The organism is Agrobacterium sp. GW821-FHT14E08, assembly GCF_058803865.1.
This window is the reverse complement of sequence record NZ_JBXAPJ010000001.1, coordinates 1,188,174-1,213,617: the sequence shown is the minus strand read 5'-3', so window position 1 is coordinate 1,213,617 and position 25,444 is coordinate 1,188,174. Positions and strand designations below refer to the sequence as shown.

The window sequence follows — 25,444 nt, the reverse complement described above, 5'->3', positions numbered from 1 at the left end:
TTTGGCTAATAGCCGCAAGACCGGCAAAAAGGCAAGCTTTGCGCGTAGAAGACAGGCAATTGTATACGACTAAGAGATTGCGGCTCGTTTCTTCTCCCCGTCGGGGAGAAGGTGGCCCGAAGGGTCGGATGAAGGGGGCTAGCTCTCCGCATATCTCGACCCTTGCCCCCTCATCCCGCTGCCGCGGACTTCTCCCTGGCGGGGAGAAGAAATATGCGGGAACCGCTCGCTTCGTGCGTAATGCCGAGAGAGCTTACGGAGCCTGTTTTTTAACGTGACAGCAGCGTCAGCGCCGTCATGGAATCCAGCAGGGTGCGGGTCACGCCGCCAAACAGCAGTTCCCACCAGCGGGAATGGCCATAGGCGCCCATGACCAGAAGGTCGATGCTGTGGTCGGACAGGCGGTTTTCGATGGCCGCCTGCGGCGAGACGCCGGCGATCTTTTCCTGTGAGGTGACCGTGACATTGACGCCGTGGCGCGCAAGTGTGGCGGCCAGTTCCGCGCCGGCAAGGCCGGACGATTGCGTTTCGCTTTCGGCCTGATCGACGGAGAAGATCTCGACGCTTTCGGCCGCAATTAGGAAGGGCAGGGCATCGAAGGTGGCGCGTGTCGCCTCGCGCGAGCCGTTCCAGGCGATGAGCACCCGTTTGATCGGTTTTGCGACGGTCAGCACGTGTGGAACGAGAAGAACGGGGCGGCCGCTTTCATAGAGAAAACCGTCAATGTCCGAGCGGCTGTCGGACAGGGCCGAGGAACTGCTCTGGCGGGCAACGATGAGATCGGCGCAGCGGGCGCTGTCGATCGCCGATGCGGAGGCGTAACCAACCGAGGTGATGAAGCTGCGCCATTCATGCGAGATGCCATTGGCCGAGAGCGTGCGCTCGAAAAGTGTCCCGACATCAGTGGTTTCCTTGTGCGCCACGTCCTGTAGGGCCTGCACAGTGGCGGGGTCGGGAATTTCCATCGGTGCGACCAGCGGAACGGCGGCCAGCGTTTCCATATGCAGGCCGATCACATGCGAGGAAAACTGGTCGGCAAGGCTCACCACGAATTCGCCGAGCTTTTGCGTGTTCGCAACATTGTCGACCACTGTCAGTATCGTTTTGTAACCCATTTCTCTCTCCTCGGTGACATCTCGTTTTCAGATATTTCCGGCCTCTATTCGAATCGCCGGAACGATCTAAATCTTTGTTTTACGCATTGTCCGGATGGAAAAGCGGCCCCGCTTTTCCTGGAAATGCTCTAGGGGGAGAGTGGCCGCCTTTGCGGGCCGCCACCTTGATTTTGGTCAAAGTCTTTTCGTCTCAAGCCTTTTCTGTCTCATGCGGTTGCGTCGCCCTTGCTGGCGGCCAGCCTTTTTTCCTCGCCGATGGTGTCGATCATTGCCGCAACCGCCTCCGCCGCCGCCTTCAGGACGGTGGCGTCGCGGGCGCGCACGACGATTTCCGTCGAGAAACGCTGCCCGTCATATTTGGGATAGGAGCCGATGCTGGTTTCGGGATGCGCCTTCTGGATGGCCGTCAGCGGTGTGCCGATATCGCCTTCGCCATAGGGCGAACGAACCGCCTGCGACATGACCTTCGCACCGGTGCGCAGCGTCGGCATGACATTGTCGAGCATGGCCTGGAATACCTGCGGAACGCCGGCCATGACATGGACATTGCCGATGACGAAGCCCGGGGCGACGGAAACGGGATTGGCAATGTGCGCAGCGCCCCTCGGCATGCGCGCCATGCGCTTGCGCGCTTCGGTGAATTCCATCTCGCGGACGCGGTACATCTCGCCGAGGAGGCGCAGCGCTTCGGCATCGTGTTCGCAGGGCAGGCCGAATGCGACTGAGACGGCATCCGCGGTGATGTCATCATGGGTCGGGCCGATGCCGCCCGACGTGAAGACGTAATCATAACGGCTGCGCAGCGCGTTCAGCGCCTCGACGATTGCCTCCTCCTCATCAGCGACGATGCGCACTTCCTTGAGGTCAATTCCCGACATGGTGAGGACATCCGCGAGATGGCCGATATTCTTGTCCTTGGTGCGGCCCGACAGCAATTCGTCACCAATGGCGAGCATGGCGGCGGTGACGACGGATTGGGAGGAGGAGGGATTGGACATGGTTGCACTCATCATCTGTTTCGCCCGACGTTAACGCCGCGTCAGCGTGAATGCAAAGCGGTTTTGAATAAACGCAAAACGGGAAATGGTTGACGATGCCAGTTTGCGTTCACTCATGGTGAACAGTGCGTATGCCAATCCCCGACTGGTGGGAGAGAGGCCCATCGGCTACCTTTTCTCCACACACATTTGACGGGTCAAAGCCGATGATCATCGAGTTTTTAAAGAAACTTATAGCCGGTACGCCGGAGGCAGTTCCAACAAGGGAAACGAAGAGAATGACGAAGGTTCTGGTACTCTATTATTCTTCTTACGGTCATATCGAGACAATGGCCTATGCTGTCGCGGAAGGTGCGAAATCGACAGGCGCTGACGTCGTCGTCAAGCGCGTTCCGGAACTGGTGCCGGAAGAAGTCGCCAAGTCCTCCCATTTCAAGCTGGATCAGGCAGCCCCGATCGCAACGGTCGACGAACTGGCCGATTATGATGCCATCATCGTTGGCGCCGGCACGCGTTTCGGCACGGTCGCCTCGCAGATGCGCAATTTCTGGGATCAGACGGGCGGCCTGTGGTTCAGTGGAAAGCTGGTCGGCAAGGTGGGCGCCGCCTTTACCTCGTCCGCCACGCAGCATGGCGGCCAGGAATCCACTATCCTCGGTTTCCTTCCCACCTTCCTGCACCACGGCATGGCCGTTGCCGGTCTGCCCTATGCTTTCCAGGGCCAGATGGGTGTCGATGAAATCAAGGGCGGTTCGCCCTATGGCGCCTCCACCATCACCGATGGTGACGGATCGCGCCAGCCTTCGCAGATCGAACTCGAAGGCGCGCGCTTCCAGGGCGCACATGTCGCCAAGCTCGCCGCCAAGCTTTCGGCCTGAGCCTGACTTGCTCAAAAAAGAAATGCGGCCCGAAAGGCCGCATTTTCTTATCCCGGCATTCAAGCCGCCGGTCCTTCAGGGACATGATTGGTAAGCCGTGTCAGATCGGCAGGTTGACCATGAAAAGGCAGGTTGCGACCACGAAGCCGAGCATCGAGATTTCGAGAAAACCATTCAATCCGTCACGCATTTCAATCCTCCTTGTTTGATCGAAAAGAGAACGGAAAAGAGTTATCGCGGTTCCATAACAGAAGAATGAAATTTAGGAATTTTTAACACGCCGTCCTTGTACGTGGCGGCGGGTGCTCATTGGCGGCTTCAGCCGGTGACGACGAAGGCCACGACGAGGTGGCCGAGAAGGCCGATTGCCAGGCAGGACAGAAGAAAGATGAACAGGGCTTTTTTCATGTTTCCGGACGCTTCCATCTATTTTGACCCATCAAATCCGTTGTCTTGAATTCTCGCGTGGCGCGACACGTTTGTCACCTTGCGGTTAAACGATCCTCGCGTCGTTACCCCTTGAAATCGAGGCCTGCCTCGATTGCGGCGGCGATGAAGGCCTTGCGCGCATCTTCCGGCTTTTTCTTGCCGGCGTCGACGGCGGCGCAGACCAGCAGTGCCTTGTCCAGCGCATCGCCATCCTCTATCGGCCAATCCTCGATCAGCGCCCAGGAAGCCGCCTGTGTGGTTTCGATGCTCGTATAATCGCCCGGCGTTTCGAACGCGATCAGGACGGGTTTTTGCCAGCGCGTGTTCATCGCTTATCCGTATTGGTTGTTGCGCCCGGCTCTAAACGAAGCGGTCAGGATGTGCAATCCCGTTGCAGGGCGGTTTCTCACCGTTGCGGTGCGGTCAGTCGTCGCGCCCGAACAGCCAGTCGCGAATGATGCGCCGGTCGATGAGTTCCAGCGAGCGATCCGGCGCGATGCGGTAGGTTTCCACCGCCCTCGTGCTGCCGTCGATACGGAATTCATGGCTGAACGTGCTGCCGATCGGCGACTTGGTCAGCTTGGTGCGTGGCTGGCCTCGGTAGATGATGCTGCCGGGGATGGGTTCGACATAGGGCGCGGGGCCGACATAGCCCCCCGGTCCGGCTGTGGTGCATCCGGTAAGTGCCAGTGCGAGCGCGATAGTGGCCGATGATACGAGCGTCTTCATCCTGTCCTCCGAAGTGCGTCTGTGAAAACGATGTGGAGGCGCGGCGGTTCCCGGCGGGCAAGGGGACGGAGATTATTTTTCTCCGATTATTTGCTCTTCGGATCCTGAATGTCGCGCGCGACCCAGCGAAAGAAAAAGTAGACGAGGAGGCCGAAGATGAAAAGCGGGATGAGGTTCGCAAAACCGGACATATGATTCTCGTTTCTTCCTCCCGGTCCGGGGTCTAGCCGGAGAGAAAGAGCCAAGGCAAGAGCTGCCGGCGGCGCCGTCGGTAAAATGTCCGTGTGCCTACGGGGGAAATAACTACCGGCAGAGGAGCAAATGCCGGGGGAGTGAAAGTCTGCGGGGGGAGGCCTGGCGCACTGCCAGTGATACCAGGCCTCTCCGTCCTCCCGCCAGTTTCAGGGGTCGGGTGACTTCAACAATTATGACGAGTGATTGCTAATATACATAGACCGAGAAATTACCTCGAATAAATAGCTACCATGGTCGAACGCCGGACCGGCTCCGCGCATGGCGCGACGCGCGTGGCCCTCGTGTCCGGTCTTGTTATCCGGCAAATCATTTCACCGCGATGGGACCAGGCGTTCCGCAATGACGCTTTAAGCTGTTGAAACGGAAGGTGATGCCCGTTTTGATCCATGTTGCCGCGGGCAAAGCAAAGGGAACCTTTTGGCTTCCTGCGCCATTAAAGCAGTCAGAACACATGCCAATAGTGGAGGATTATACATGATCGGCACCATCCTCGTTATCCTGCTCATTCTTTTCCTGATCGGCGCTCTGCCAAGCTGGGGCTACCACAATTACGGCTATGGTCCGTCGGGTGGCCTCGGGCTGGTTCTGGTCATCGTCCTGATCCTGGTTTTGCTTGGGCGTATTTGACTGACGGCATTGAAGATGCAGCAAACGCGCGCACCGGCGCAAATGCGCCGAATGCGGGCGTTGTTTCTTCCGCAATTTGAGGAAGATACAAAAAAACACGGAATTCGAATGGCTTAGAGCGCAGCGGACGGTGCCTGCTCCATCGGGCCCGAAAAAACACCACATTCGCAGCGAACCCTCTTGCGCCCAAAATGGATTCGTTCTAAATGCCCGCCATCGCTCAGATTAAAGAGCGTGTGAGGCCTCGTGGCGGAGTGGTGACGCAGAGGACTGCAAATCCTTGTACCCCGGTTCAATTCCGGGCGAGGCCTCCAACAATTTCACCGATAATCGAATACTTGCAGTCAAAAAGCTCTTTTACGATAGCGCTTTGACGGGGCAGCTTGTTGCGTGCCGATCCCCATGATTTTCGGACCGTCCCCTTTGAGTACGATGAAACATTGCGACACGGGCTGAGGCATGCCGCAGCAGAATCGAAGGCATCGGCCGTATCGTTTCCATGACAACAATTCGTCTCGCTGTAGCATGAACACGAGCTCCAGACGAAACGAGCCGATTGGGCTGCGTCAAAAAAGCACTGCATGAGCGCCTGAATTGAAGTTGTTGAAGCAGCAGTTTTGAGATAGCGCTCGTTACGATCGATAGTGTCGCGTAACAGCTTGGAAATATTCGAAATGATGGATTTGGATTGGGTAGACTTGTTCCCCATAGTCGTCTTTCCGCTCAAGGTTATCGTCCTGGGCACGGGCATGTTCTTCGCCATCAAGTGGCATCACGATCAAGCGAAGAAGGACAAAGAAACCAGCGGACGGTGAGTGCCTGCCGGACATACCCTGGACACCTCAAATTCGTCGGTCGGTATAAAAGCCGATTTTTCGAATTTCGGGTTCAGCCTCCCAAACTCTCACCAGCAGAACCTGTTGTCGTGACCGTGTCGCATCTTAGTTGCGGTCATTTCCGTTCTTGCTGCCCTAAAAATCCCCGCCACTTCGCTTTTTCCCGCACATCCCGCTCACCGCGCTTGAAAGCGCAGGCTTGGGCAATTATGAGGTTATCCAAAGGCGAGGGGAGACCCGTGCCGTTTTGAGCTTTTGGAGCCGAGGCTTCCCGACCGGCATCCGCGAAATTGAGGCGATAACGATATGATGGATTTCGAAACCGCACGCGCCAATATGGTCGATAGCCAGTTGCGCACGACCGACGTGACGTCACATTCGGTGCTGAAGGCGTTTTTGAGCGTGCCGCGCGAGGCTTTCGTGCCGGCAGGCGTGCGGCAGATTGCCTATGCGGACGAAGATCTGCAGATCTGTCCCGCCCGGGACGGCCTCCCGGCCCGTTACGTGATGAAGGCTTCGCCGCTGGCAAAGCTTCTTCAGCTCGCCGCTGTGTCCAAGGAAGACGTCGTGCTGGAAGTCGGCGGTGGCGCCGGTTATGCCGCCGCGATCCTGTCGCAGATCGCCGGTTCGGTGGTTTCGCTCGAAAGCGATGAGGCTTTGGCGGCACAGGCCACCGAGACGCTGGCTTCGCTCGGGTATGACAATGTTGCTGTTGTCACCGGCGATCTCGAAAAGGGTTATGCGGGCGAAGCGCCCTATGATCTCGTTTTCGTCAACGGTTCGGTCGAGGAAGTGCCGGCGGCACTGACCGACCAGCTGCGTGACGGCGGACGTCTGGTTGTCGTTGTCGGATATGGCAATGCGGCAAAGGCCACCGTCTATCGCCGCGATGGCAACAGCACATCGGCCGTGACCTCCTTCAATGCTTCGGTCAAGCCCCTGCCGGGTTTCGCCAAGGCGGCCGAATTCGTTTTCTGATCCCAGGAAGCGATCATTCTGTTCCGGACGCCGGGGTGAAGTTTTCACCCCGGCGTTTGTTTTTTTGGGGCAGGGCCGCCATGTGCCCCCGCTCATCCTCGGCGTTGCCGAAAAGGCCGTTCTCACAAAGCTGTGCATCACCACGAAAGTTGTCGAATCAGTGATTTAGTTCCTGAGTATGCTGCCCTAAACTAAGGGTGATTCGGGGTGTGCGTATTTCTGCCCCGCATGAACCTGCGACAGGGACGGCAAAGACGCTTGGCGGTTTTGACCGAAAATGTTTCAGAGCATCGGTGCGGCGATAGGGTTCGATTGTCGTGAACGCGATGCAGGAATTGAACAGGTGCGAAGCGCCCTGTCCGGCATCCGAAGCGATGCGGCTGGGACGCTCGAGAGTGGAAACCGGGGATTGATATGGCTCAGCCAAGCGTAGCGCGTGAACCGTCCATGGAAGAAATTCTGGCGTCCATACGCCGGATCATCGAAAGCAACGAGACCGGCCCTGCCGGTGCGTTTTCCGGACAGTTGCCGCCTGTCTATGATGATGAAGACGACGCTGCGAGCGAAGCGGCCTTCGTGGCGGAGCCTGCCAGCCCGCCGGCCCGCGTTCCCCCCGCCGCAAACCAGGCCTATGGCGCAAGGCCGGTGCAGGATTTCTCTCCGCTCTCCGAAAAGCCGGCGCCTGAACAGCAGGACAGCGCTGACAAGACCATGTCGCTGGCCGATGTCGCAGCGCGCGTGCGTGCCGCTGCCGACCGCAACGCCGCCATGGGGCCGCAGGCATTCGCCGCGCAGGCACAGCGTGAGCCCGCACAAGCGGCTCCCGCTGCCCAGTCTTCAGGTGTAGCTCAGCCTTCGTCCGCACAGCCGGTTGAGCGCGCCGCGCCGCAGCGCCCGACCGATGTGCGCCCGTTGCTGGCAGCCGCTGCCGCAAGCATCAGCGAACAGCCGGCGTCTTTTGCCGCAGAGGATCGCGCCGCCGCTGCCGCCGTCGAAAATGCGCCTTTTGCCGGGAACCGCTTCGATCAGCTGACGCTGCGTGGCGCCATCGAGACGCCTGCCGCCGAGGAGCGCTTCGAGATTTCCGTGCAGGAACCGGTCGTCGAGATGCCGACATTCGATCTGGCCGAGCCGCAGGAAGAGGGCGGGCTGTCGCTCAACCTTATTTCCGCCGCCGCCGGTGCGCAGATCGCCCGCTCCTTCAGCGAGCTTGCGGAAGTTTTCGATGGCGTCGAGCGCCGTTCGATCGAGGACATGGCTGCCGAAATGCTGCGTCCGATGCTGCAGGACTGGCTGGAGGACAATCTGCCGACCCTGGTGGAGCGTCTCGTGCGTGAGGAAATCGAACGCGTGGCGCGCGGTTCGCGCCGCTAAATCACGCCCGGTCGCCTGTTGCAACGCGACGGCATGACGAAACAGAGGCCGCTCCGGCACCGGGGCGGCTTTTTTGTTGAAGATGAAGGCGTTATCGGGTCATAGTCGCAGGTGTAACCTTTCAATGGGTCGCTCGCGGGCTGGTTTCTGTTGACTCTCGACCGTCCATCCTTATTTAAAAAATCCACACAAGAACTCTAAAATTCAGGTCAGGAAATGCTCGAAAAGACCTACGATTCCGCAACCGTCGAACCGAAGATCGCCAAAGCCTGGGACGAGGCGAACGCCTTCCGGGCCGGCGCCAATGCCAAGCCGGGTGCGGAAACCTTCACCATCGTCATCCCGCCGCCAAATGTGACGGGCTCGCTGCATATGGGCCATGCGCTCAACAACACGCTGCAGGATATATTGGTCCGCTTCGAGCGCATGCGCGGCAAGGATGTGCTGTGGCAGCCGGGCATGGACCATGCGGGCATCGCCACGCAGATGGTCGTCGAGCGCAAGCTGATGGAAGCCCAGCTTCCGGGCCGCCGCGACATGGGCCGCGAGGCTTTCGTGGAGAAGGTCTGGGAGTGGAAGGCTGAATCGGGTGGTTTGATCTTCAACCAGCTGAAACGTCTCGGCGCGTCCTGTGACTGGTCGCGCGAGCGCTTCACCATGGACGAGGGTCTTTCCGAGGCCGTTCTCGAGGTTTTCGTCACGCTCTACAAACAGGGCCTGATCTATAAGGACAAACGCCTCGTCAACTGGGATCCGAAGCTGCTCACCGCCATTTCCGACATGGAAGTCGAGCAGATCGAGATGAAGGGCAATCTGTGGCACCTGCGCTATCCGCTGGAAAAGGGCGTCACCTATCAATACCCCGTTGCTTTCGACGAAGAAGGCAAACCCACGGAATTCGAGACGCGCGATTACATCGTCGTTGCCACGACGCGCCCGGAAACCATGCTGGGTGATACGGGCGTTGCGGTGAACCCGGAGGACGAGCGCTATAAGGGCATCGTCGGCAAGCACGTCATTCTGCCGATCGTCGGCCGCAAGATCCCGATCGTCGCCGATGATTATGCCGATCCGACGGCAGGAACGGGCGCGGTCAAGATCACGCCTGCGCATGACTTCAACGATTTCGAAGTCGGCAAGCGTTGCGGCCTGCGCGCCATCAACGTCATGAATATCGACGGAACGATTTCGATCAAGGAGAACGAGGATTTCCTCGACGGCCTCAATCATCCCGCCGCGCTGCATGGCGCGTGGGATCGCCTGGAAGGACAGGATCGCTTCTTCGCCCGCAAGGTTATCGTCGAAATCTTCGAGGAAGCCGGGCTGCTCGACAGGATCGAGCCGCACAAGCATGTGGTGCCGCATGGTGACCGTGGCGGCGTGCCGATCGAGCCGCGCTTGACCGACCAGTGGTGGGTGGACAACAAGACGCTGGCGCAGCCGGCCATTGCCTCCGTGCGCGAAGGCCGCACCAATTTCGTGCCGAAGAACTGGGAAAACACTTACTTCCAGTGGATGGAAAATATCCAGCCCTGGTGCATTTCGCGGCAATTGTGGTGGGGTCACCAGATTCCCGCATGGTACGGCCCGGACGGGCAGGTCTTCGTTGAGAAGACCGAGGAAGAAGCGCTTCAGGCGGCCATCCAGCATTACATTGCCCATGAAGGCCCGTGGAAGGCCTGGGTCGAGGAGAAGCTTGAGAACTTCAAGCCGGGTGAAATCCTGACCCGCGACGAAGACGTTCTCGACACCTGGTTCTCGTCGGCACTCTGGCCGTTCTCGACGCTCGGCTGGCCCGAGCAGACGCCGGAACTGGCGCGTTATTATCCGACCAACGTGCTGGTCACCGGCTTCGATATCATCCCGTTCTGGGTGGTGCGGATGATGCAGATGGGCCTGCATTTCATGAAGGACGACGCCGGCAATCCGGTCGAGCCCTTCAGCACGGTCTATATCCACGCGCTGGTTCGTGACAAGAACGGCCAGAAGATGTCGAAGTCCAAGGGCAACGTCATCGATCCGCTGGAACTGATCGATGAATACGGTGCGGATGCTCTGCGTTTCACGCTTGCCATCATGGCGGCGCAGGGCCGCGACGTGAAGCTCGATCCGGCGCGTATTGCCGGTTATCGCAACTTCGGCACCAAGCTCTGGAATGCGACGCGTTTTGCCGAGATGAACGGCGTGAAGCGCGATCCGCATTTCATTGCAGAAACCGCTTCGCTGACCATCAACCGCTGGATCCTGACTGAACTTGCCAATACGGCGCGTGATGTGACGGCGGCGCTTGAAAACTTCCGCTTCAACGATGCCTCCGGCATTCTCTACCGCTTCGTCTGGAACCAGTTCTGCGACTGGTATCTGGAACTGCTGAAGCCCGTCTTCAGCGGCGAAGACGAAAAGGCAAAGTCGGAATCGCAGGCCTGCGCGGCCTATGTTCTGGACGAGATCTACAAGCTTCTGCATCCCTTCATGCCCTTCATGACGGAAGAGCTGTGGGCGCACACGGCGGGTGAGGGCGAGGAGCGGAACGATCTGCTCTGCCTGACCGACTGGCCGGTGCCGGAGTTCCGTGACGATGCCTCGGCTGCGGAAATCAACTGGCTGATCGATCTGGTCTCCGGTATCCGCTCGACACGCGCCGAGATGAATGTGCCGCCGGGCGCCACCGCATCGCTGGTGGTTGTCGGCGCCAACACATCGACAGAGGCGCGGCTCGACCGCCATGCCGCCGCCATCCGGCGTCTGGCGCGGGCCGATGAAATCCGTGGTGCCGATGTTGCGCCGAAGGGTTCCGCGCAGATCATCGTCGGCGAAGCCACTGTCTGCCTGCCGCTCGGCAACCTCGTCGATCTTGGTGCTGAAAAAGCGCGCCTTGAAAAGGCGATCGGCAAGGTGGATGCGGAAATGGAGCGCATCGACAAGAAGCTCTCGAATGAAAAATTCGTGGCCAATGCCGATCCTGAGGTCGTGGCCGCCGAGCGCGAGCGCAAGGCGGAGCTGGACGTTCAGCTGGCAAGCCTGAGAACCGCCCTGCAACGCGTCAGCGAGGCGGGATAAGGCTTGCGGTGTGCTGCCGCATATTGAAAGCGGGCCATGAGGAGGGCAGGCCCATCGTGGATGTCCTCCCCTTGAACACAAGCTTATCCCCGGGTTTGGCCCGGGGATAAGGGCCCCCGATTGAAGATGGTTCCTCGCCTCACGGGCGAGGACGACAGCGCCAGTATTTTCGACCTTTCATCGACTGTCTGAAGCACCCGCAAGGCCGGGCGTTTTTTGCCCGTTGCGACAATTCATTTCTTTTCATTGCTGCGTTGCACTGGCGAATCGCACTTGCCTGACAGTGCGATTATTTCACCCGGATTGACGTCGAAAGCGCCTGAAAAAGCTGAAAAAAACCAATGAAAACGGCCTGATAAGCGGGTTTGTTCGGGAAACCGCCAACTGTGGTTATTTGGCGACATTTCCCGCTTTAGTTGGGAATTTGTTTCGTTTTGTATCAGTTTTTCCAGCCGGGTTAGAAAAATAGCCTAAAATGATTATATAAGAGGGCATACATAAAAAACTTACGTAAAAAAATGGCTGTGCGGGCAGGATCGCGCCGCGCTGCGGCACATTGTCATTTGCCCGTCAGCACTTCACTCTATCCTTGATCACATTGCCTTGATTGGGGAGAGAGATGGCAAAAACTGCAATTTTTCGCGGCGCGGTATGTTTCGCAGTCAGCATCGCGGCGGTCACGCCTTCACTGGCGGGTGGCCTTGAGCGCGGTGGTTATAATATCGACCTGCTGTTCGACCCGTCCGACTATGTTCTGGATAGTTCCGCTACTTTCGTAGCACCGCAGCGCAAGGTCGAGAATGCGCGTGACAATCCGCTGAAGAGCGGTCCCTTGCCTGCCTCGTGGTCTACCAGCGCGGACGATTCGGAGAACTTCTGGTCTACCCGTATCGGCGCCAAAGCAGCGATCGGCGATTTCGGCGACTGCATGTTCGATTATTCGCAGCCGTGGGGCGCGCATCTCAATCCCGGCATCTGGCAGGGGTCGAGCTACAATATCGAAACCAAGGTCAAGTCGCACAATTATGCCACCACCTGCCGCGTGAAGTTCGATCTTGGCAAGGGTGATTTCTCGATCATTGGCGGTGGGTTCTATCAGGAAATCAGCGGTTATAAATACCGTCAAGTGCTTGGACCGGCCGTTCTTGGCTTGAACCCCGCATGGTCCAGCTTCAGCGGTGTCGGCAAACTGGAGATGGAAGGTGATGGCTGGGGCTGGCGTGCTGGCGTGGCCTATGAAATTCCTGAAATCGCTTTCCGCACAAGCCTTGTTTACAACAGCGCTGTCGATCACGACCTGACTGGTTTTGCCGACGTTAGATCGATCCCGCAGACACCGCCGTCCATATCTCCAACGTTGGCGAAGTATGGCGGCAAGCTCGTACCGGTCTATGGATCTATTTCTATGCCCGACAGTATCGAGCTCAAATTCCAATCAGGCATTGCACCTGACTGGCTTGCCTTTGGCTCGGTAAAATGGACTGATTGGAGTCAGATTCAGGTTATTCCCTTCTGCGCCGTCGGCACATCGCCGTGTGTTCCGAGCGGGACAGACACGTTGAACACGCTTGACCTGTATTATCGCGATGGCTGGACTATCTCTGGCGGTGTCGGCCATAAGTTTAACGAACAATGGAGCGGCGCTGTCAGCGTGACTTGGGATCGCGGGACGTCCACGATTATCGGCACGCAGACCGACACTTGGACTCTCGGCACGCAGATCGTTTATTCGCCTAACAAGAATATCGAATTCAAGATTGCCGGTGCTCTTGGCCTGTTGACCTCGGGAAGCTCCTCGATCAACGGCGGACCCTGCGGGGCAGGCTTCACGTGCGGCAACGAGGCTGGCTATGACTTCGGCAACGATCTTGTGGCCGCCATTTCGACGGGTGTGAAGGTCAAGTTCTGACGCCATACTTCCATTGATGCTAAAATAAAGGTCCGGTTTACCAACCGGGCCTTTTTCATGCCCGACTATGATTCCTTCTCGATAAAATCTTCCAGGCCGAAAGTTTTGTGACGATTTGGCAACACTTTTCTGCAAGCGTGGAGCCGCGTTGGAATGTGGGCATATCTGTCCATTTCCCGCCACAAACAGGGTGCTTGGCTTATGTTTATGGGCGCGGGAATGGAAGAACATGCAGGCGTTTGATGTGGGCCTGCGGAATTGCAGAAAGTGAAAACGGATTTGGATTCAGGGTTTAAGCAAGTAATACGGGAATTTGGTCCGGCTTTCTTGTTTGACGTTGACCGGCAGGCGGTGAAACGCCGTTATATTGCCGGAAATTATGCCTATATCTGTCTCACTGAAAATTTTGAGCAATTGCCGCATGAAACCACCGGCGGTGCGCTGGAAAGTGCTGCCGGAAAGACGCAGTGTGTTCGAAAAATCGCGACCCGGCGGGGTTCGGCTTTGCAGTATTCCGCAAGTATTGGCTATATGCCGGGAAGAGTGAGAGAAGTTCGCTGAAATGCTGAAATGTGAAGCCAACGTTTTAAAGCCGCTCCTTATGGGCATGTTGCTTGCGTCGCTCGCAATGCCTGCCGCGGCTTTTGACATCAATGCGGGCGTGACCAAGGAATCCGGCCCCTTCGATCTGTTCAAGTTCGGTTTCAAGGCCTACAAGAACGGCAACAAGGGTGAAGCTGTCGAGGCCTATCGCTACGCGGCTGAAAAGGGCCATACAGGCTCGCGCTGGGCGCTTGCCAATATGTACGCCTTCGGCGACGGCGTCGCCAAGAACGACTTTGAAGCTTTCAAGATTTACAGCGAAATCGCCAATCAGGGCGTCGAGCCGGGTTCGGAAGATACCGGTTTCTTCGTCAACGCGCTTCTTTCCCTTGCCGATTATTACCGCCACGGTATTCCCGGAAGCCCGGTGAAGATGGACCTTTCGCAGGCCCGTCAGCTTTATTTTCAGGTGGCTTCCACCTTTGGTGTGGCCGAAGCGCAGTTCCGGCTGGCGGAGATGATCCTTGCGGGCGAGGGTGGCCGGGCGGATGTGCAGCAGGCCAAGAAGTGGCTCAACCAGGCGCGCAAGCACGGCCATGCCGGCGCCATGTCGATTTTCGGCAATCTGCTCTTCCAGGAAGGCCAGACGACTCAGGGGCTCGCTTTCATGACGGCCGCGCTGGACAAATGCACGGCGGTGGACTGCACCTGGATCCAGAGCCTTCAGGAACAGGCGTTTTCGCTCTCTGGTGAAAACGATCGCCGCGCGGCCATCGCAATGGCGCAGAACATGCGGATCGACGATCCGGATTGAACCGATGTCGCCCGCGGCTGAGGTGAATTCAGCCGCCTGGCAAGAGCCGGTCAGCCGACCGGTCTGAAATCGAAGTAACCGCAGACCGGTACGTGGTCGGACGGTTTTTCCCATGCCCGCACATGTTTTTCGATGTTGACCGATTGCAGCCGGTCGGCAGCTTCCGCCGACAGCATCAGGTGGTCGATGCGTATGCCGTTGTTTTTCGGCCATGCGCCGGCCTGATAATCCCAGAAGGAATAAAGTCCGGGCTCATCCGTCGTCGCGCGCGCGGCATCGGTAAAGCCGAGATTTTCCAGCTTGCGGAAGGCCGAACGGGTCTGCGGCAGGAACAGGGCGTCACCTTCCCACACGCGTGGGTCGTGGCAATCGAATGGTTCGGGGATGACGTTGTAGTCACCGGCCAGAATGAGCGGCTCCTCCAGCGCGAGGCGGTCTTCGGCAAAGCGGCGCAGCCGTTCCATCCAGGCGAGCTTGTAGGGATATTTGACCGGATCATCCGGCGGATTGCCATTCGGCAGGTAAAGCGAGCAGACCCGGATCGCGCCGCCATCGACGGAAAAGACGCCCTCGATGAAACGCGCCTGTTCGTCGGCATCGTCTCCAGGCAGGCCGCGATTGATCTCGTCCGGCTTCATCCTCGAGAGCAGGGCGACGCCGTTGAAGCCCTTCTGACCATGTGTCTCGACATGATAGCCGAGTGCCTCGATCTCAAGGCGGGGAAAGCCTTCGTCGACGGATTTGATTTCCTGAAGGCAGACAATGTCAGGCGATGAATCCTTCAGCCACTGGCAGAGGTTTTCGATACGCGCCTTGACGCCATTGATGTTCCAGGTGGCAATCTTCATCGGAGTTTCCCTTTTGTGGGGATACTTTTACCCGATGCAAAAGCGATTGCCACCGTTTTTGGAAACGGCTGGTGAGGATGTGGTGGATAGAATGGCGTCAGATCGAGAAGCTGGTGCCGCAGCCGCAGCTCGCGACCGCATTCGGGTTCTTGATCTGGAAGGACTGGCCGAGCAGGTTGTCGACGAAGTCGATTTCGGAGCCGGCCATGTAGATGACCGACATGCTGTCGATCAGCACTTTGGCGTCGCCGCGCGCAATCACGATGTCGTCATCGGCGGGGTCTTCCGCCAGATCGAACTTGTAGGAGAAGCCCGAGCAGCCGCCTCCCTCCACCGAAACGCGCAGTGCCTGTTTGCCCGCATCCGCTGCGACGATCTGGGCGATTCGCTTCGCTGCGGCTTCCGAAAGTGTAATGTCGCTGTTTTCCATGTCGTTCCTCGTGCCGGGGTCAAGAACCGGAGAGCAATAATCTCATTGTCACTATTATAAACCGGTCAAATTAACGGTCTATAGCCTGTGTGAAGGCGCCTGCGCCGCGATGATGCTTTGCGCTGACCTCTTCGATAGGTATGAAGGGTAAATGAAAAGGTCAATGGCCAAGGCGAAAAGGACGTCGCGGCCAGAGAAGACAACAGGTGGATATATGATCATAGACCAGCGCGCATTGGGTTTCGGAAGTGGCGAGAGAGCGGTTTTCGCCTCCGATCCGTGGACCACGCGCGGGCGTCTTTTTGCCGAAGAGGGTAGCCTGACACGGTCGGAATTCCAGCGCGACCGGGACCGCATCGTCCACACGACAGCCTTTCGCCGCCTGAAGCACAAGACGCAGGTGTTCATCAGCCCTGACGGTGACCATTATCGCACGCGTCTCACCCACACCATTGAGGTGGCGCAGATCGCCCGCGCGCTCGCCCGCGCGCTGAAGCTCGACGAGGACCTGGCCGAGGGCGTGGCGCTGGTGCATGATTTCGGCCACACGCCCTTCGGCCATACCGGCGAGGATGCGCTGGACGCGGTGCTGTTGCCCTATGGCGGCTTCGATCACAATGCGCAGTCGCTGCGCATCGTCACCAAGCTGGAGCGCCGCTACGCCGAATATGACGGCATCAACCTCACCTGGGAGACGCTCGAAGGGCTGGTCAAGCACAATGGCCCGCTGGTGAATGCCAGGGGCGAGGGGATCAAGGGGCCGGTTCCGCTGCCCATTCTCGAATATTGCGAGCTGCAGGATCTGGAGATCGGCAGCTATGCCAGCCTCGAGGCGCAGGTGGCAGCGATTGCCGATGACATCGCCTATAATACCCATGACATCGATGACGGTCTGCGCGCCGGTTATCTGACCTTCGAGATGCTGGAGGAGGTGCCGTTCCTCAGCGGCCTGATGGCGCAGGTGCGGGCGAAATATCCCGTGCTCGACAAGGAGCGTTTCGCCAATGAGATCATGCGCCGGCAGATCACCCATATGGTGGAGGATGTGATCGGGGTTGCGCAGCAGAATCTGGCCCGTCTGAAGCCGAAGAGTGCGGCGGATATCCGCGCTGCCGATTTCACCGTTGCGACCTTCTCGCCTGAGATGGCCGAGACCGACCGGCAGATCAAGAAGCTGCTGTTCGGCCATATCTACCGCCACCCGGAGATCATGCGCATCCGCGCCGGCGCGACGCAGATCGTCACCGATCTTTTCCACCGTTATATGGAAACGCCGGCGGAGATGCAGAGCCACTACTGGGTGGACAGCATTTCCGGCATGAGCGTGGCCGCAAAGGCCCGGCATGTGGGCGATTATCTGGCGGGTATGACGGATAGTTATGCACTGCGCGCCCACCAGCGGCTGTTTGACCGCACCCCCGATTTGCGATAGGGCAGCGGGCGATCGCGAAGCCTACCCGGTTATGATGGCCGGACATAAACAGAAGCCCTTCGCGCAGGTTGGAACGATGAACATTTTTGCCGATTTCGATACCAGGATCAAAAACGCGCTCGAGACCCTCGATCTCGTGAAAGAGAACCGCGAAAAGGTCGATTTCAGTCGAATTACCGTCGAATCCCCGCGCGATCTGAGCCATGGCGATGTCGCAACCAATGCCGCCATGGTGCTGGCAAAGCCGCTCGGCACCAATCCGCGGGCGCTGGCCGAACTCATCGTGCCGGCACTTCAGGCGGATGGCGATGTTGACAGCGTCAATGTCGCGGGTCCGGGCTTCATCAACCTCAAGGTCTCGGTCGGTTACTGGCAGCGTCTTCTGGCCGACATGATCGGACAGGGCATCGATTTCGGCCGCTCCACCATCGGTGCGGGCCAGAAGATCAATGTCGAATATGTTTCCGCCAACCCGACCGGCCCGATGCATGTCGGCCATTGCCGTGGCGCCGTGGTGGGTGACACGCTGGCGAACCTGCTTGCTTTTGCGGGTTATGGCGTCACCAAGGAATATTACATCAACGATGCCGGTTCGCAGATCGACGTGCTGGCCCGTTCGGTGTTCCTGCGTTACCGCGAAGCGCTTGGCGAAGACATCGGCGCCATTCCATCGGGCTTCTACCCCGGCGATTACCTCGTTCCCGTCGGTCAGGCGCTGGCGGATGAATATGGCATCAAGCTGCGCGCCATGCCTGAGGAAAAGTGGATGCCGATCGTCAAGGACAAGGCGATCGACGCGATGATGGCGATGATACGCGAGGATCTTGAGACGCTGAACGTCAAGCACGACGTGTTCTTCTCGGAGCGCACACTGCATGAGGGCAATGGCGGGCCGATCCTCTCGGCCATCAATGATCTGACCTTCAAGGGCCATGTCTACAAGGGCACCCTGCCGCCGCCGAAGGGCGAATTGCCGGACGACTGGGAAGACCGCGAGCAGACGCTGTTCCGCTCCACGGAAGTGGGCGACGACATGGACCGCGCGCTGATGAAGTCGGACGGTTCCTACACCTACTTCGCGGCCGATGTCGCCTATTTCAAGAACAAGTTCGACCGTGGTTTCTCCGAGATGATCTATGTGCTCGGCGCCGACCATGGCGGCTACGTGAAGCGGCTGGAAGCGGTTGCGCGGGCCGTCTCCGAAGGCAAGTCGAAACTGACGGTGCTCCTGTGCCAGCTCGTCAAGCTCTACCGTGACGGTGAGCCGGTGAAGATGTCAAAGCGCTCCGGCGACTTCGTCACGCTGCGCGATGTTGTGGACGAAGTGGGTCGCGATCCGGTGCGATTCATGATGCTTTATCGGAAGAATTCCGAGCCGCTGGACTTCGATTTCGCGAAAGTGACCGAACAATCGAAGGATAATCCGGTCTTTTACGTGCAATATGCCCATGCCCGCTCCATGTCGATCTTCCGGCAGGCGCAGGAGGCGTTTCCGGGGCTTTCTCCTTCGGCTGAAGAGATGGCGGCGTCTGTCTCTTTGATTAGCGATATCAACGAGTTGCAACTGGTTGCAAAGCTCGCTGAATATCCGCGCCTGATCGAATCGGCGGCCCTTTCGCATGAGCCGCACCGGCTTGCTTTTTACCTCTATGATCTCGCCAGTTCCTTCCATGGACACTGGAACAAGGGTAAAGACCATCAGGAATTACGTTTTATTAACGATAAAAACCGAGAATTGAGCATTGCCAGACTTGGGCTGGTGAATGCTGTCGCGAATGTTTTGAAGTCTGGCCTGGCTCTTTTAGGAGCGGACGCGCCTGACGAGATGCGATAACATATCACCATTATTTGCTCACAATACGCTGGCAAGAGCTGCAATGCGTAGATGGTGGAACACGTAATGGTCGAAAAAAATGTCGCGTATAACCGGGACGCCCGGTCCGAAGGGTTCGCTGACAACGATCCTCTGGCAGAACTGGCGCGTATCGTCGGCTTCGAAGATCGTCCTTCGCATGCGGGTTCCGAGGCTGCGCCATCGGTGACCCGCCGCGAACCCGAATTCAATCTCGAAGATGAGCTTCTGAGGGAATTCGAGGTTTACGACGCACCGCACGCCGATCCGGTCGTTCTTGATCCAGCAAACGATGTCCGTGCGGGCATCCACCCCAACGACTTCATGCAGCGTGTCGAGCAGGTTTTCGCCCGCCGCGAGCCGGAACTTTCTCCCGTGGCCGAGCCGCAGGTCGAGGCCCGGTATGCGCCGGAGCCGACGCCGGCCTATGAGGTGGCGCCCGAGTTCACGGAAGAGCCGCTTCCGGAAGTCGACAACGCCTATATTCACAGTTACGTGGAAACGTCGACGCAGGACATTCGCGCGGATTTCCGCGACGATGCCGGTGCGGTCGCCGAAGTTTTCGACGTGCATTCGCGCCAGCCGCGTGCTGCCGAGCCGGTGGTTTACCAGCAGGCCGCCCAACAACTGGCATGGGAAGAGCCGCAGGCCGTCGAGCCGGCCCAGCCCGAATGGCACGCCATGCCGGAACTTCCGGCCGATGTTTCCAGCAACATTCCGTCTTCGCATGGTTACGCGCCGGAGCCGCAGGCCTTCGATCTTGCCGATGAGGTGGAGATCGCGGTTGCCGAGGAAGCGCCTGCACCCGTTTCCGTGCGTCCGCCTTCGCATGGCGGCCGTTCTTCGCTGGAATTTTCCAGCCTGCGTCTGCCGCTTGCCAATTTCGGGGCGCGTCGCGATGTTTCGGCTGTCGATCCGCGACGGGTCGAGCCGAGGTCCGAACAGCAGCCGGTAGTCCGGATTGAACCGCAGATCGAACCTGCACCGGCGCCCGTCGTCATTCAGGCGGAAGAGACTGCGCCTGCCTTTACGCCTCTGCCTGCTGAAACCTTCACGCCTGCTGCGCAGCCGGTCACATCTCCTGTTGTTCAGAAGTCCGTTGCGGCCGATCTGTCGCCGATGGACGAGCTGATCTACGACGTTGCAAAATATTCCATTCCCGGCCGTGGTGAAGAACCCGTCGTCCAGTCTGCGCCTGTCGTTCAGGCCGCACCTGTCGCTCAGGCTGCGAAGGTGGAACCGCCAGTTGCCGCTATACCGGTACGGGCAGCCCCGGTCGCCCCTGCAACATCTGCGGTTCCCGTTCAGGAACCGGATTTCAGTGATTTTGCGGGCTTCAACGACGATGATTTCGAGTTGGCGCTCGACGATCTCGATCTTGATCTCGACCTTTCCGAAATTGCCGAAGCCGAGGTCGCACCTGCGCCCGTGCCGCAACCCGCTCGCCAGCAGCCGGTTGCGCCTGTGGTCGCTGCCGCTGCACCCCAGCCGGTAAGGGAGCAGCCCGCGCCCCAGCCGCGCGTCGCGCCCGTATCCGCGCCGATTGCCGCAGCCGCGCCCGTTCAGCCGCGTCCTGCCGCCGCCGCGCCGCAGCCGGTTGCGCCGCAGACACTGGAGAGCCTGCCTTTCGATCCTTCGCAGATCGGCGAGACGGAAGAACATCCGGAAACCATTGTGGAGATGGATGTGCCGGAATTGCCGGTCGGGGTTTTCGAACCCAAGCCGGTTGCCCGCCGTCACGAGGAAGATCTCGACATCGACACCGAGCTTGCGACGCTGTTTGCGCCTGCGGTCGCCGGCGGTCTTGATCGTCACAAACATGCGGAAAACCGCGCAGCCGCCCCGCAGGCGCGTGCCGCCGTTCAGGCTCCGGAAGAAGCCGATGAATTCGAGCGGGCGCTGGAAGAGGATTTCCGCCGCTCCATGCAGGAGGCTGCAGCTTCCCGCGGCAACGCACGGGATGCCGAGAACACCTATGTCGATCATCAGGCCGCTTATCGCGATGAGGATGAGCGCGGCGGTCGCCGCTGGATCATGCCGGTTGCAGCCGCAATCGGTCTGGTGCTTGTCGGCGGCGGTGTCTACGCGCTGATATCAGGCGGTTCGTCCAGCACCGGCTCCAATGGCGCGCCGGTCATCATTTCCGCCGATAATGATCCGATGAAGGTCGTGCCGGAAAATCCGGGCGGTCGCGTCGTGCCCAACCAGGACAAGGCCGTGTATGACCGCGTGGCCGGCGGCAGTGCTGCCGATCCGAAGCAGCCCGCCCTGATTTCCAGCAGCGAGCAGCCGGTCGATGTGGTTCAGCGCACGCTGATCCCCGAACAATTGCCGCTGGAAGGTGAAAACGACGGGGATATGGAAACCGCAACCGGTACGCCGGTTGGCGAAACTGAAGACCCGCGCCTGCTTTCGCCGGAAGAAAAGGCCGCGCACAACGAAGGAGCTGGTGCAACCGGTGTTTCGCCGCGCAAGGTCCGCACGATGATCGTCAAGCCGGATGGCACGCTGGTCGCCCAGGAAGTCGATGCACCGGCAGCCCAGCCGCCGAAGGCCGACAAGGTCGCGGAACTTGCCGCGCCCCAGACCGCCAAGCCGGGTGAGGGCGCTCCTGCCGTCATCGCCGCTTCGCGTGTTCCGGTCGCGCCGGAGCAGGCTGCGCAGCCGCAGGCCAATACGCCTGCCGCACCGGCCTCGCAGACGGCGGCGCCGCTTCCTGCAGCGCGTCCGTCCTCGCAGCCTTCCAATGTCGTGGCAACCGTCACCAATCAGGGCAATGTCCGTCCCGCCGCTACCGCTCCGGCCCAGCCGCCAGCCGCGCAGCAGCAGACAGCCGCCGCGACGCCGGCAGCGACAAACACCCCTTCGGCCGGTGGTTATTACATCCAGATCGCGTCCCTGCCGAGCCAGGCGGAGGCCCAGAAGTCCTACCAGAGCATGTCGGCCAAGTTCGGTTCGGTCATCGGTGGACGTGGCGTCGACATCAAGGCCGCCGAAATCGCCGGCAAGGGCACGTTCTACCGCGTCCGCATCCCGGCCGGTGACAAGAACGAAGCCGTGGCGCTGTGCGAGAAGTTCCGCTCGGCCGGCGGCAGCTGCCTGGTGGCACGCTGATAGCAGCTGATCCGGCGTAGAAGATTGGGGCTGCCGCATGGGCAGCCCTTGGCATATTCGGACCTTCCGGCAAACTCTACGTCATCCTCGAGCTTGACCCGAGGATGACGCGGAGAAAAATTAACCGCACCTCTCCGCAGTCTCGATGGCTAAAGGCCATTCTTCCCTTACCCCTTTTGTTCTCAGACAGGCGTGACACCATGACCGATTGCAAAGCTATGATCCTCGGATGCAGCGGACTTTCGCTGACTGCCGATGAGATTGCCCTTTACCGTGACCAGCAGCCGTGGGGCTTCATCCTGTTCGGGCGCAATATCGGCGAGCCGCAGCAGATCACCGATCTCGTCGCCGCCATGCGTGATGCCGTCGGGCGGCCGGACGCGCCGGTTCTGATCGATCAGGAAGGCGGGCGCGTACAGCGCATCAAGCCGCCGATCCTGCAGGCCTATCCGAATGCCCGCATTCTCGGTGAGATCTACGAGCGCGATCGTGAACAGGGCCTGCGCGCGGCCTGGCTGATGTCGCGCCTGCATGCCTTCGACCTCATGAAATTCGGCATCAATGTCGATTGCCTGCCGGTGCTCGATGTGCCGGTGGAAGGCGCCAGCAACGTCATCGGCAACCGCGCCTATGGCTACTCGCCGGCCATGGTGGCCGAGATGGGGCAGGCGGCGGCCGACGGGCTGAAGGCGGGCGGCATGCTGCCTGTCATGAAGCATATGCCGGGCCATGGCCGCGGCATGGTGGATTCGCACCATGAACTGCCCGTCGTCGATGTGCCGCTTGATGAACTGGACGGCCATGATTTCGTGCCGTTCCGGGCGCTGAACCATGAATTGATGGCGATGAGCGCGCATCTGGTGTTCAACGCCGTCGACCGCGAGAGACCAGCAACGACCTCGCCGAAGGTGATCGAAGAGATCATTCGCGGCCGCATCGGCTTTGATGGGTTGCTGATGTCCGACGACAGTTCCATGAATGCGCTGAAGGGCACGCTTGGCGAACGGGCTGCGAATATTGTTGCTGGTGGCTGCGATATAATCTTGCATTGCAATGGCGTGATGGGTGAAATGCTTGAGGTCGTGAAGGAGGTTCCCGTTCTTTCCGGCCGTTCGCTGGAGCGGGTGCGGGCCGTGGAAGCGGGTTTCCCCATTGCGGACCCTTCCGACGAAGCGGAACTGAGAGCCGAATTCAACGCCATGTGGGCCGTTTCCTGACAGTTGGGCGGCGGCCCGTTAATCGGGACGACAGGCCGGACGCCCGGCGGATGGAACAATGGCCGCAGACAAGTCTCGCAATTCAACACCGATGGACAAGCTCTGGCAGGATGTGACGCCGGAGCGGCTGACGGGTGAGGCCGGGCTGGTCATCGATGTCGCGGGTTTCGAAGGCCCGCTCGATCTGCTGCTGCATCTTGCCCGCACGCAGAAGGTCGATCTGTCGCGCATTTCGGTGCTGGCCCTTGCCGAGCAATATCTGCAATTCGTGGAAAGCGCGCGCCGTGTGCGCATTGAGCTGGCCGCCGATTATCTTGTCATGGCGGCTTGGCTTGCCTTCCTGAAGTCCAAACTGCTGATCCCGCAACAATCGAAAGATGACGGCCCCTCGGGCGAGGAAATGGCCGCGACGCTGGCCTTCCGGCTGAAACGTCTGGAAGCGATGCGCGAGGCGGCGGAACGCCTCGTCAACCGCGCCCAGCTCGGCCGTGATGTTTTCGCCCGCGGCGCGCCGGAGCATATTCCGCATATCAACCGCTCCGCTTACGAGGCAAATCTCTACGATCTCCTGAGCGCCTATGCCAATCTGCGGCAAAGGCAGGCCATCACCCAGGTCACGATTGAAAAACGGCAGGTCTGGTCGCTGGTGGAGGCGCGGGAGCTCTTGACCAATCTGCTCGGCGATGTCGGTGAATGGACCGTGCTCGATCACTATCTGCTGCAATATGTGCCCGACCCCGCCATGCGGGTAACCGCGATCGCCAGCGCGTTTGCCGCCTCGCTGGAACTGGTGCGCGAGGGATCGCTGCAAATTCGTCAGGAGGGCGCCTTCCAGCCCATCTATATGCGCAGGAGCGAGAGAGACGATCGCGCCGTGAATGCCGAAAGGACTGACAATGACGAATGACGACGAGACCGGCGAAGCGGCGATCGTGACAGATGGGGTGGGATTCGAACCCACGGTGTTTTCCGAACGGCAGCTGAAGGAAGCCGAGCGGATCACCGAGGCCTTGGTCTTTGCCTCGGCCGAGCCGGTTTCGGTGGGGTTCATTGCCGAGCGCCTGCCACGCGGCATGGATGTCGCAGCCATTCTGCACCGGCTCAAGGCCGCTTATGGTGAGCGGGGCGTTAATCTCGTGCAGGTCGGCGGGCAATGGGCTTTTCGCACGGCGGGCGATCTTTCCTTCGTCATCCGCACGGAGGAGAAGGAGCCGAAGAAGCTGTCGCGCGCGGCGCTGGAAGTTCTGGCGATTATCGCTTATCATCAACCGGTGACACGCGCCGAAATCGAGGAAATTCGCGGCGTACAGACCTCGCGCGGCACGCTCGATGTGCTGATGGAAGCGGGCTGGGTGCGTTTCAGGGGCCGCAGGCGCACGCCCGGCAGGCCGGTGACGATCGGCACCACGGTGGAGTTTCTCGATCATTTCGGCCTTGAGGAATTGCGCGACCTGCCGGGGCTTGAAGAGCTGAAGGGGGCAGGGCTGCTTTCTGGCCGAATTCCATCCAATTTCGGCGTGCCCCTGCCGATGATGAGCGATGAATTGCGTGAGGACGAAGACCCGATCACGCAGCTCGATCTGGAAGAACTGGGCCTGCTTGCGCCCGGCGGCGGCGATGGCGATGAATGATTGACCGTCTCACTGGCGACAAGACGCAAAAACTTTATGTTCACTCCCCGTTGAAGCGACAATTTGTTGTTTGAAAAAGCCTTTCAAACATCTTACATCGTCTGAAAGCGAAATTCAGGAGTTTCAGTTATGGGTTCTTTTAGTGTGTGGCATTGGCTCATCGTTCTGGTGATCGTTCTCGTCCTCTTCGGACGTGGCAAGATTCCGGAATTGATGGGTGATGTTGCGAAGGGCATCAAGAGCTTCAAGAAGGGCATGTCCGACGAAGACCAGACGCCGCCGCCGGCCGATGCCAATGCGAAGACTGTCGACCACAAGGCTGACGAGATCAAGTAAGCGGCCTGTGCCGCTTGTTTTGAGACCGGCGCTAGGGTC

The 25,444-nt window shown here is 59.4% G+C and carries 22 protein-coding genes and 1 tRNA gene; 17 read left to right on the top strand and 6 right to left on the bottom strand.

Features of this window, described 5'->3' with window-relative positions; translation table 11 throughout:
• Positions 1 to 269: 269 nt before the first annotated feature.
• Positions 270 to 1,115, bottom strand: coding sequence for a universal stress protein (locus tag AC1ROR_RS05960; protein ID WP_035223055.1), 846 nt, complete (start codon positions 1,113 to 1,115; stop codon positions 270 to 272).
• 206 nt (positions 1,116 to 1,321) lie between these two features.
• A complete protein-coding gene (locus AC1ROR_RS05955; protein WP_498589179.1) occupies positions 1,322 to 2,113 on the bottom strand; it encodes a competence/damage-inducible protein A in 792 nt (263 codons plus the stop codon).
• 278 nt (positions 2,114 to 2,391) lie between these two features.
• Here AC1ROR_RS05955 and wrbA point away from each other — a divergent pair, with 278 nt between their 5' ends.
• Positions 2,392 to 2,991, top strand: coding sequence for an NAD(P)H:quinone oxidoreductase type IV (wrbA, locus tag AC1ROR_RS05950; RefSeq protein ID WP_035223058.1), 600 nt, complete (start codon positions 2,392 to 2,394; stop codon positions 2,989 to 2,991).
• A 512-nt stretch (positions 2,992 to 3,503) separates the two neighbouring features.
• On the opposite strand, the gene AC1ROR_RS05945 is transcribed toward wrbA, so the two are convergent.
• Together AC1ROR_RS05945 and AC1ROR_RS05940 are read right to left on the bottom strand one after the other, a co-directional pair.
• Positions 3,504 to 3,749: a DUF982 domain-containing protein gene (locus AC1ROR_RS05945; RefSeq protein WP_035223060.1), complete on the bottom strand. Its 246-nt coding sequence runs from the start codon at positions 3,747 to 3,749 to the stop codon at positions 3,504 to 3,506.
• Positions 3,750 to 3,843: 94 nt separating this feature from the next.
• Positions 3,844 to 4,149, bottom strand: coding sequence for a hypothetical protein (locus tag AC1ROR_RS05940; RefSeq protein WP_035223063.1), 306 nt, complete (start codon positions 4,147 to 4,149; stop codon positions 3,844 to 3,846).
• A gap of 729 nt (positions 4,150 to 4,878) precedes the next feature.
• Between AC1ROR_RS05940 and AC1ROR_RS05935 the strand changes: the two genes are divergently transcribed.
• From AC1ROR_RS05935 to exoR, 9 genes are all read left to right on the top strand, one after another.
• Positions 4,879 to 5,031 carry a DUF3309 family protein gene (locus AC1ROR_RS05935; RefSeq protein ID WP_080723131.1) on the top strand — a complete coding sequence of 51 codons (153 nt, stop codon included), beginning with the start codon at positions 4,879 to 4,881 and terminating at the stop codon, positions 5,029 to 5,031.
• Between the two features lie 240 nt (positions 5,032 to 5,271).
• Positions 5,272 to 5,345 (top strand) — tRNA-Cys (locus tag AC1ROR_RS05930).
• Positions 5,346 to 5,705: 360 nt separating this feature from the next.
• On the top strand, positions 5,706 to 5,846 hold the full coding sequence (locus AC1ROR_RS05925; protein ID WP_498588865.1) for a hypothetical protein: 141 nt from the start codon (positions 5,706 to 5,708) through the stop codon (positions 5,844 to 5,846).
• Positions 5,847 to 6,173: 327 nt separating this feature from the next.
• Positions 6,174 to 6,845, top strand: coding sequence for a protein-L-isoaspartate O-methyltransferase family protein (locus AC1ROR_RS05920; protein ID WP_080834663.1), 672 nt, complete (start codon positions 6,174 to 6,176; stop codon positions 6,843 to 6,845).
• 414 nt (positions 6,846 to 7,259) lie between these two features.
• On the top strand, positions 7,260 to 8,219 hold the full coding sequence (gene popZ, locus AC1ROR_RS05915; protein ID WP_498588864.1) for a cell division protein PopZ: 960 nt from the start codon (positions 7,260 to 7,262) through the stop codon (positions 8,217 to 8,219).
• 216 nt (positions 8,220 to 8,435) lie between these two features.
• Positions 8,436 to 11,279: a valine--tRNA ligase gene (locus tag AC1ROR_RS05910; RefSeq protein ID WP_498588863.1), complete on the top strand. Its 2,844-nt coding sequence runs from the start codon at positions 8,436 to 8,438 to the stop codon at positions 11,277 to 11,279.
• Between the two features lie 619 nt (positions 11,280 to 11,898).
• Positions 11,899 to 13,188 carry an outer membrane protein transport protein gene (locus AC1ROR_RS05905; RefSeq protein WP_035223077.1) on the top strand — a complete coding sequence of 430 codons (1,290 nt, stop codon included), beginning with the start codon at positions 11,899 to 11,901 and terminating at the stop codon, positions 13,186 to 13,188.
• Between the two features lie 267 nt (positions 13,189 to 13,455).
• Positions 13,456 to 13,749 carry a hypothetical protein gene (locus AC1ROR_RS05900; RefSeq protein WP_237681216.1) on the top strand — a complete coding sequence of 98 codons (294 nt, stop codon included), beginning with the start codon at positions 13,456 to 13,458 and terminating at the stop codon, positions 13,747 to 13,749.
• A 1-nt stretch (position 13,750) separates the two neighbouring features.
• Positions 13,751 to 14,545 (top strand): exopolysaccharide production regulator ExoR, encoded by a 795-nt coding sequence (gene exoR, locus AC1ROR_RS05895; protein WP_035223082.1) that lies wholly within the window; start codon positions 13,751 to 13,753, stop codon positions 14,543 to 14,545.
• Positions 14,546 to 14,595: 50 nt separating this feature from the next.
• On the opposite strand, the gene xth is transcribed toward exoR, so the two are convergent.
• Together xth and erpA are read right to left on the bottom strand one after the other, a co-directional pair.
• Entirely contained in the window at positions 14,596 to 15,393 is a 798-nt protein-coding gene (xth, locus tag AC1ROR_RS05890) for an exodeoxyribonuclease III (protein ID WP_498588862.1), read from the bottom strand.
• Between the two features lie 97 nt (positions 15,394 to 15,490).
• Positions 15,491 to 15,823 (bottom strand): iron-sulfur cluster insertion protein ErpA, encoded by a 333-nt coding sequence (erpA, locus tag AC1ROR_RS05885; RefSeq protein WP_035223088.1) that lies wholly within the window; start codon positions 15,821 to 15,823, stop codon positions 15,491 to 15,493.
• Between the two features lie 214 nt (positions 15,824 to 16,037).
• Between erpA and AC1ROR_RS05880 the strand changes: the two genes are divergently transcribed.
• The 7 genes from AC1ROR_RS05880 (at position 16,038) to AC1ROR_RS05850 (ending at position 25,405) form a co-directional block, all read left to right on the top strand.
• On the top strand, positions 16,038 to 17,255 hold the full coding sequence (locus tag AC1ROR_RS05880) for a deoxyguanosinetriphosphate triphosphohydrolase (protein WP_498588861.1): 1,218 nt from the start codon (positions 16,038 to 16,040) through the stop codon (positions 17,253 to 17,255).
• A 76-nt stretch (positions 17,256 to 17,331) separates the two neighbouring features.
• Entirely contained in the window at positions 17,332 to 19,089 is a 1,758-nt protein-coding gene (gene argS / locus AC1ROR_RS05875) for an arginine--tRNA ligase (RefSeq protein WP_498588860.1), read from the top strand.
• A 66-nt stretch (positions 19,090 to 19,155) separates the two neighbouring features.
• Positions 19,156 to 22,221 (top strand): SPOR domain-containing protein, encoded by a 3,066-nt coding sequence (locus tag AC1ROR_RS05870; RefSeq protein WP_498588859.1) that lies wholly within the window; start codon positions 19,156 to 19,158, stop codon positions 22,219 to 22,221.
• 200 nt (positions 22,222 to 22,421) lie between these two features.
• A complete protein-coding gene (gene nagZ, locus AC1ROR_RS05865; RefSeq protein WP_498588858.1) occupies positions 22,422 to 23,438 on the top strand; it encodes a beta-N-acetylhexosaminidase in 1,017 nt (338 codons plus the stop codon).
• Between the two features lie 58 nt (positions 23,439 to 23,496).
• Positions 23,497 to 24,345, top strand: coding sequence for a segregation and condensation protein A (locus tag AC1ROR_RS05860; RefSeq protein ID WP_080834655.1), 849 nt, complete (start codon positions 23,497 to 23,499; stop codon positions 24,343 to 24,345).
• A complete protein-coding gene (scpB, locus tag AC1ROR_RS05855) occupies positions 24,335 to 25,069 on the top strand; it encodes an SMC-Scp complex subunit ScpB (protein WP_139786034.1) in 735 nt (244 codons plus the stop codon). The genes AC1ROR_RS05860 and scpB overlap by 11 nt, the downstream gene beginning before the upstream one ends.
• Before the next feature lie 129 nt (positions 25,070 to 25,198).
• Positions 25,199 to 25,405: a twin-arginine translocase TatA/TatE family subunit gene (locus AC1ROR_RS05850; RefSeq protein WP_080834653.1), complete on the top strand. Its 207-nt coding sequence runs from the start codon at positions 25,199 to 25,201 to the stop codon at positions 25,403 to 25,405.
• Positions 25,406 to 25,444 lie beyond the last annotated feature (39 nt).

What these genes read in the sequence shown, in the direction of transcription:
- AC1ROR_RS05860 (WP_080834655.1), top strand. Translation starts at nt 23,497, where the DNA reads ATGGCCGCAGACAAGTCTCGCAATTCAACACCGATGGACAAGCTCTGG.
- AC1ROR_RS05880 (WP_498588861.1), top strand. Translation starts at nt 16,038, where the DNA reads ATGATCATAGACCAGCGCGCATTGGGTTTCGGAAGTGGCGAGAGAGCG.
- xth (WP_498588862.1), bottom strand. Translation starts at nt 15,393, where the DNA reads ATGAAGATTGCCACCTGGAACATCAATGGCGTCAAGGCGCGTATCGAA.
- AC1ROR_RS05935 (WP_080723131.1), top strand. Translation starts at nt 4,879, where the DNA reads ATGATCGGCACCATCCTCGTTATCCTGCTCATTCTTTTCCTGATCGGC.
- wrbA (WP_035223058.1), top strand. Translation starts at nt 2,392, where the DNA reads ATGACGAAGGTTCTGGTACTCTATTATTCTTCTTACGGTCATATCGAG.
- exoR (WP_035223082.1), top strand. Translation starts at nt 13,751, where the DNA reads ATGCTGAAATGTGAAGCCAACGTTTTAAAGCCGCTCCTTATGGGCATG.
- AC1ROR_RS05910 (WP_498588863.1), top strand. Translation starts at nt 8,436, where the DNA reads ATGCTCGAAAAGACCTACGATTCCGCAACCGTCGAACCGAAGATCGCC.
- AC1ROR_RS05955 (WP_498589179.1), bottom strand. Translation starts at nt 2,113, where the DNA reads ATGTCCAATCCCTCCTCCTCCCAATCCGTCGTCACCGCCGCCATGCTC.
- argS (WP_498588860.1), top strand. Translation starts at nt 17,332, where the DNA reads ATGAACATTTTTGCCGATTTCGATACCAGGATCAAAAACGCGCTCGAG.
- AC1ROR_RS05905 (WP_035223077.1), top strand. Translation starts at nt 11,899, where the DNA reads ATGGCAAAAACTGCAATTTTTCGCGGCGCGGTATGTTTCGCAGTCAGC.
- nagZ (WP_498588858.1), top strand. Translation starts at nt 22,422, where the DNA reads ATGACCGATTGCAAAGCTATGATCCTCGGATGCAGCGGACTTTCGCTG.
- AC1ROR_RS05925 (WP_498588865.1), top strand. Translation starts at nt 5,706, where the DNA reads ATGATGGATTTGGATTGGGTAGACTTGTTCCCCATAGTCGTCTTTCCG.
- erpA (WP_035223088.1), bottom strand. Translation starts at nt 15,823, where the DNA reads ATGGAAAACAGCGACATTACACTTTCGGAAGCCGCAGCGAAGCGAATC.
- AC1ROR_RS05850 (WP_080834653.1), top strand. Translation starts at nt 25,199, where the DNA reads ATGGGTTCTTTTAGTGTGTGGCATTGGCTCATCGTTCTGGTGATCGTT.
- AC1ROR_RS05920 (WP_080834663.1), top strand. Translation starts at nt 6,174, where the DNA reads ATGATGGATTTCGAAACCGCACGCGCCAATATGGTCGATAGCCAGTTG.
- popZ (WP_498588864.1), top strand. Translation starts at nt 7,260, where the DNA reads ATGGCTCAGCCAAGCGTAGCGCGTGAACCGTCCATGGAAGAAATTCTG.
- AC1ROR_RS05870 (WP_498588859.1), top strand. Translation starts at nt 19,156, where the DNA reads ATGGTCGAAAAAAATGTCGCGTATAACCGGGACGCCCGGTCCGAAGGG.
- AC1ROR_RS05945 (WP_035223060.1), bottom strand. Translation starts at nt 3,749, where the DNA reads ATGAACACGCGCTGGCAAAAACCCGTCCTGATCGCGTTCGAAACGCCG.
- AC1ROR_RS05940 (WP_035223063.1), bottom strand. Translation starts at nt 4,149, where the DNA reads ATGAAGACGCTCGTATCATCGGCCACTATCGCGCTCGCACTGGCACTT.
- scpB (WP_139786034.1), top strand. Translation starts at nt 24,335, where the DNA reads ATGACGAATGACGACGAGACCGGCGAAGCGGCGATCGTGACAGATGGG.
- AC1ROR_RS05960 (WP_035223055.1), bottom strand. Translation starts at nt 1,115, where the DNA reads ATGGGTTACAAAACGATACTGACAGTGGTCGACAATGTTGCGAACACG.